Genomic DNA, 5159 nt, shown 5'->3' with positions numbered 1-5159 from the left:
CGGGCAGCACGGCCCCGGCGGGACCGCCACCCAAGGGCGGCCAGGGCTTCCAGCTCACCCCCGACCACTTCGACACCGCCGGCGGCGGCATGCACAAAGCAGCAACCCGCATGCAGACCGCACACGACAAACTCTCCGGCATGATCGCCGCAAAAGGCGACTTCATGCAGAAGGACAGCCTCGGCCAGGCCTTCGCCAAAGTCTTCCAACCGATAGCCGACGGCCACGGCCGCGCCGGACAGACCCTCCAGAAGACCGTCGCCAAGACCGGCGACGGACTCAAGGGCAACGCCACCACGATGCGCGGCGGCGAAAAGAAGGCCCAGACCAGGATCGACGCGGTCAAGACACCGGGGACCGGCGGTACGGGGCCAACAGGGCGGGCACACGGACCGGCGAGGCCTGGCGGAACCAGTACGCCACGTCCCCGCACCGGAAATCGGCAACCTCCGGGGCCACCTCGCACAAGAGGCCCAGGAGGTCCACCCGGTGGCGGAAGACCCCGTCCACCAAGTCCGCCACGTCAAGGGCCACGCGGTCCTGCGCCTGGTCGGCAGCCGGCCACTATTACCATCACCTGGCGACCAGGTATGCCTCGCGCGCAGTTCAAGCGCAAGGTTCTCGCATTGCAACGGCTCGGAGAGCAAGGGCGACTGTACAGGGCATCAAGCCCTCAACCTGCACGGGACCAGGTCTTGAGAAATGAACACATCAACCAATTGATCCGGCGGGTCCACAGTCAGTACAATGCGCAAAATCCAGAACTTTTCCAAAGATTGCGAGCCCGGATACTAGGACCAGACCAGCAGGTCGACCACCCCTGGGAATTGCAGTTGGGAGGTTCTGATACCCCTGACAATCTGGCGATGCTCGATCGGTTCACCAACCGCACCATAGGAAACGAAATTCAGGCAGCATTGGTAAACGTGCCGGACTTCACTCCGATTCGGATCAATATACAATGGTGGTAGAAATGAATCCAACATCAGTCTCCGAGACTGTTGTCAGGATCTGCGAGATCATGGAGCGGAACAATGATCCGTTCAGTAGGATCATTGTTCCAGCCGGATTCTCCGGAACTTTCCCAGCAGATCCGATTTTCCCCGACCCGATCAAAGATTTCCTCCGATTGACCAATGGTCCGAAGTGTCAAGTATTCACTTTCGGAACAGTGAAGGAACTTTCACGAAATCAAGACGAAGCAGACCCGACAGAATTCGGCGCCGGGGTCGGACTCTCAAAAGATGATTATTTCGTATTCTGCTGGCTGCATGAGAATCCGATCTACCTCAATCGCGCGGATAATTCCATCTGGCATTTTCCGATCACCGAGTACGAATGGTGGGCCAGCGATGAGTTCGAACAGCTCGCCGCGAACTTCGAGCAGTTCTTCCTCGAGCACGTGACAGGACCCGGATACCTCAGGTTCGCCCTGCAGGACTGTCACGACGAGTGGCTGGACACTCTCACCGCAGCAGGCCTCATCGGCGATGCTTAGCGGACCGAGAGGCCCGTCTGCAATTATCCAAGGAGATTCCGATGGTAACGCATTCCGAACTGGTCGCGCTTTTCGGTCGGAAATCGATTGTCAAATTTCCCGCCAATGAAGTAAAAAATAAAGGATATTCGGAAGCGGATGTAATGATATTCACTGAGGTAGGAATTCCGACATTCCTGGACGTGATCTTCACGACCAGAACAGTCGGCGATCCACCCGCCTTCGTAAAAGTTCCGATCGAAGTCGATGGCGAGAAAGTAAAGGTCCTCTCTCTCGGCAGCCCTACCGATGACCCCTCCATGCGCTACTGCCTCGACGTCGAACACGGCATGGTAATCCTCATCTCACTCGACCCAGATCCGTCAGCGGAGGTTGTGAATTCATCACTGGGAAATTTCATTGAGTTCTTGTACAGATTTACTCTTCGTGGAGAACACGTTTCCGGCTCAACCCCCGCGCAGGCCCGGCAGTACACGAGGGAACTTGTAGAATATTTGGAAGATATTGATCCTCAAGCTTTCGCGGACAACGAATGCTGGTGGTCTATGGTTTTCGATCAACTCGACAAATGACGGTCAATTCCTCGATATTCTCGACCGGGCACGGAGCCATGAGACCGCTCGTCACCCCGCTCTGGTCGCGGTGGCGCACCCACGACGGCCGAGTGGACGACGCCGACTGGCCGGGTGCGGTGGAGGTCGGCAGGGCGGCCCGCCTCGCCGGGCGCAATACCTTCACCACAGTCTCTGATGACGCCTGGCTGCACTGCGTGGACAGCGGGAGCGGCCGGCTTGTCGGCCCGGCGTCACGCCACGCGGGCGTCGAAGCCCACCTCGCGCCGGTGCGCGGAGCCGGACAACCGCTGGTCACCTGGGCTTCCAGCGATGCGCGCGCGTTCAAGACATTCAATGTGCCTACGGGGGAAACGCTCGCTGCCGTCGCGATGGACTGCACGCCCGCCCCGGTCTTCGGCGCTACGGCGGACAGTCACGGCTCTGTCGTCGTCACCATGACGAAGAACTCCGGCCTCCGGGCCTGGGACGCCACCACTGGTCTGCCGACACTGGACATCGCCTGCCCGGTGGCTCCGCGCGATGTCCTCTCCGCAGCGGTGTACACCTGGGCAGGCGACGCGCACACGACACTCGCCTTCCGCGGGGGTCCGCTGGTCACCTGGAACCTCCGGACCGGCGAGGAGGTCGCCCGCTGGGACGAACGGCCGGATGCCAGGAGCAGTGACTTGGAATCCGCCCGACATCCGTCCGGAGACTTCCCCGTCCTCCACTCACAGCGGACCGGCGGCGGCCCGGAGCTCTGGAATCCGGTCACCGGAGCGGCGTTGGGGAGCATCAGCACGCCGACGGCGAACTTCCGCCCCACTACCGGGTTTCTCACCGATGCCGGCGGCGAACCCGTCGCGCTCTACGCGGGCATCGCCGGGACCGAGGTGTCAGTACTGCGGTGGGACACCGGCGCGACCCTGGTGACGCTCAGATCCCCGGCGACTCTGCGGGCCGTGCGAATCGACGACACGGGCACGCTCCTCATCGGCGGCGCAGACGGAACCGCGGCCGTCCGCCTGGAGCACGGACTGCTACGGGAGGCCGAAGGCAGAATCCCCTTGCTGCTTGAAATCCGTACGACGGCCGACGGGTTGGCCCTGGTCGCCGGGGGCTCCGCACCGGTTCTGTTCCCGCACCCGGCCGGTGGGCCTCGGCCCAGGATTGCGGACATCGGGCTTTTGTACGGTGCGCTGGTCTCCGCCTTCGGGGATGCCGCAGTGACACTGTTCCCGCCCGGTTCGCTGAGTGCGCTGCTCACCGATCCGACGGCTCGTTCCGTGCTCAGCGAAGTCGGGCTGCCCGACGGGACGTTCATCGACTTCGTTGCGAAATTCGAGGAGCCGACGGAGGCTGAACAGGCGGGCAACCCCGTTGTCCTCCTCGGCTCTTGGGTGGACGACGAAGTCTTCCTCGACGGCGTGACCGGCCAGGTGCTGATCCTGGACGGCGACAACGCCGGACTGGTCAGCAGCACCTCGCAGCCTTTGTCGAGTTCCTCCTCCGGCTCACCGTCACCGACCATGAGCGGCCCAGGGAAGGCCCGGCCCGGGAGGCGGCCGGGCACGCGTTGCGCACCTGGATGGCGGAGCGGGACCCCGCCGCGTTCGGCCCTGAGGCGTCTCCCTGGTGGGACATCCTGATGTTCGACTTCACCGAAGGCGTCTGGGGCTGACCCCCGTTCTGCTTCCGTAACCGATGAAGGTGTGTGCGTTGTCCGCTGAACGCTTCCCCGAAGACGTCGACCAAGTCCTGCGCGCGGCCGGGTGGTTCCCCGGTCGCGATGTCAGCGACAGCTTCTCCGGCTGGATCTCCGCGATGGACCAGCAGATGCGGGAGAAGGGGGTTCCGGGCGAGGTCTTCCCCGCGCTGCGCGCCGCCCTGGCCGAATTCGGCGGCCTCGCAGTCGAACAGCGCGGTTCGGGGGTGAACATCGGCCGGTTCAGTTTCGCCATCGGCGACATCCAACCATGGCTCAACGCCGATGGCACGCAGGAGTTCAGGGACTGGCTTGAGGAACTGCCCCTCGGATTCGGAAGTTCGGAGGGCGGCGAAAGCGAGCTGATCATGGGTGAAAGCGGGAAGGTCTACGCGTTTCATCCGGTCGGTGGGCTCTTCCACCAAGGCCATTCCATGGATGACGCGCTCATCGGGCTCATCCGCGGGATCAGTGGCGGGGAGGTCCCCTGCGACATGCCGTTCTACCTCCTCCCGAAGTGCGTCAGAGGACTGGAGGCCGTCAGCCGGGGCGAATCGGTTATCTTCACCTTCACCCCCGCCAGCAGAAGCAGCATGACCTGCGGCGGCTACGAAGCCAGCCGTACGACCGCTTGGGGTGACGCGGAACCTGAACATCACCCGCTGTTGCGGCGCTTCTTCGAGACTCTGCCTGTCGTGTCCCGCGAACCCGGCATGGGCCGTTGCCCTGAGGCTGTGCTCCTCTCCGATCTCCTGTGGGAGATGCAGGAGGACTGGGGGGACCGGGAGATGGACTCCGAGTGGGCTCGCGAGTATTTCCAGCGATACAACGCCTCCGTGACAGTCCGTAATATTCGCGAACGGGGCGATCTCAGAAACGAAACCTTCCAGCCCCCGTGCCGGTCGTGCACGGCGATGCTGAAGCACTTCGGGATCGAATTCGAGTCGGATACGGAGACCCACACACCACTCCCCCTGCCCACCGGCCCTCCTCAGGCCGGTCCGGCACCCGGCGGGCGTGACGATGCCCGGGCGCAGGCATGGAAGTCCCAGCTGACCGCGTTCCGGTCGCCCGACGGCCACGGTCACGCCGTCCATCCCGCAGCCGTCGAGATCTGGGCGGAGTACGGCGGAACGCACTTCGAACAGCACGGCGCCGGTTCGGAGTTCGCGCTCTCATCCTTCACCATCGACCTGTCCGTCGCGCTGCACACCTCCTGGTTCTGCCTTGCCTTCGGGAGACGCCTCGGGCACACAGTGACCCCGATCGGCCATCTCCGGGACGGTGTGGCATTCCTGGTCGCCGATGCGACAGGCCGGGTCTTCTCGGTAGACCACACCGGCGAGTACTTCCTCGGCTCGGACATCAACGCGGCGTTGAACACTCTTCTCGCCGGCAGCGC

General features: G+C 63.3%; 5 protein-coding genes. 4 read left to right on the top strand and 1 reads right to left on the bottom strand.

Annotated features, from left to right (window positions below):
* Nucleotides 1–227 (bottom strand): hypothetical protein (locus tag AC0Z36_RS29165; RefSeq protein WP_485466087.1); only part of this gene is annotated, 227 nt, incomplete at its 3' end.
* 794 nt (nt 228–1021) lie between these two features.
* Between AC0Z36_RS29165 and AC0Z36_RS29160 the strand changes: the two genes are divergently transcribed.
* From AC0Z36_RS29160 to AC0Z36_RS29145, 4 genes are all read left to right on the top strand, one after another.
* Nucleotides 1022–1498 (top strand): hypothetical protein, encoded by a 477-nt coding sequence (locus AC0Z36_RS29160; protein ID WP_485466086.1) that lies wholly within the window; start codon nt 1022–1024, stop codon nt 1496–1498.
* A gap of 41 nt (nt 1499–1539) precedes the next feature.
* The gene (locus AC0Z36_RS29155; protein WP_485466085.1) at nt 1540–2070 is read left to right on the top strand and encodes an SUKH-4 family immunity protein; all 531 of its coding nucleotides are present in this window, start codon (nt 1540–1542) and stop codon (nt 2068–2070) included.
* A gap of 38 nt (nt 2071–2108) precedes the next feature.
* A complete protein-coding gene (locus AC0Z36_RS29150) occupies nt 2109–3701 on the top strand; it encodes an SUKH-4 family immunity protein (RefSeq protein ID WP_485466084.1) in 1593 nt (530 codons plus the stop codon).
* A 70-nt stretch (nt 3702–3771) separates the two neighbouring features.
* Nucleotides 3772–5159 (top strand): SUKH-3 domain-containing protein (locus tag AC0Z36_RS29145; RefSeq protein WP_485466083.1); only part of this gene is annotated, 1388 nt, incomplete at its 3' end.

Source organism: Kitasatospora sp. UYEF31 (genome assembly GCF_057291755.1).
The sequence above is the reverse complement of the archived record's forward strand: the minus strand, read 5'-3'. Positions and strand labels throughout refer to the sequence as shown.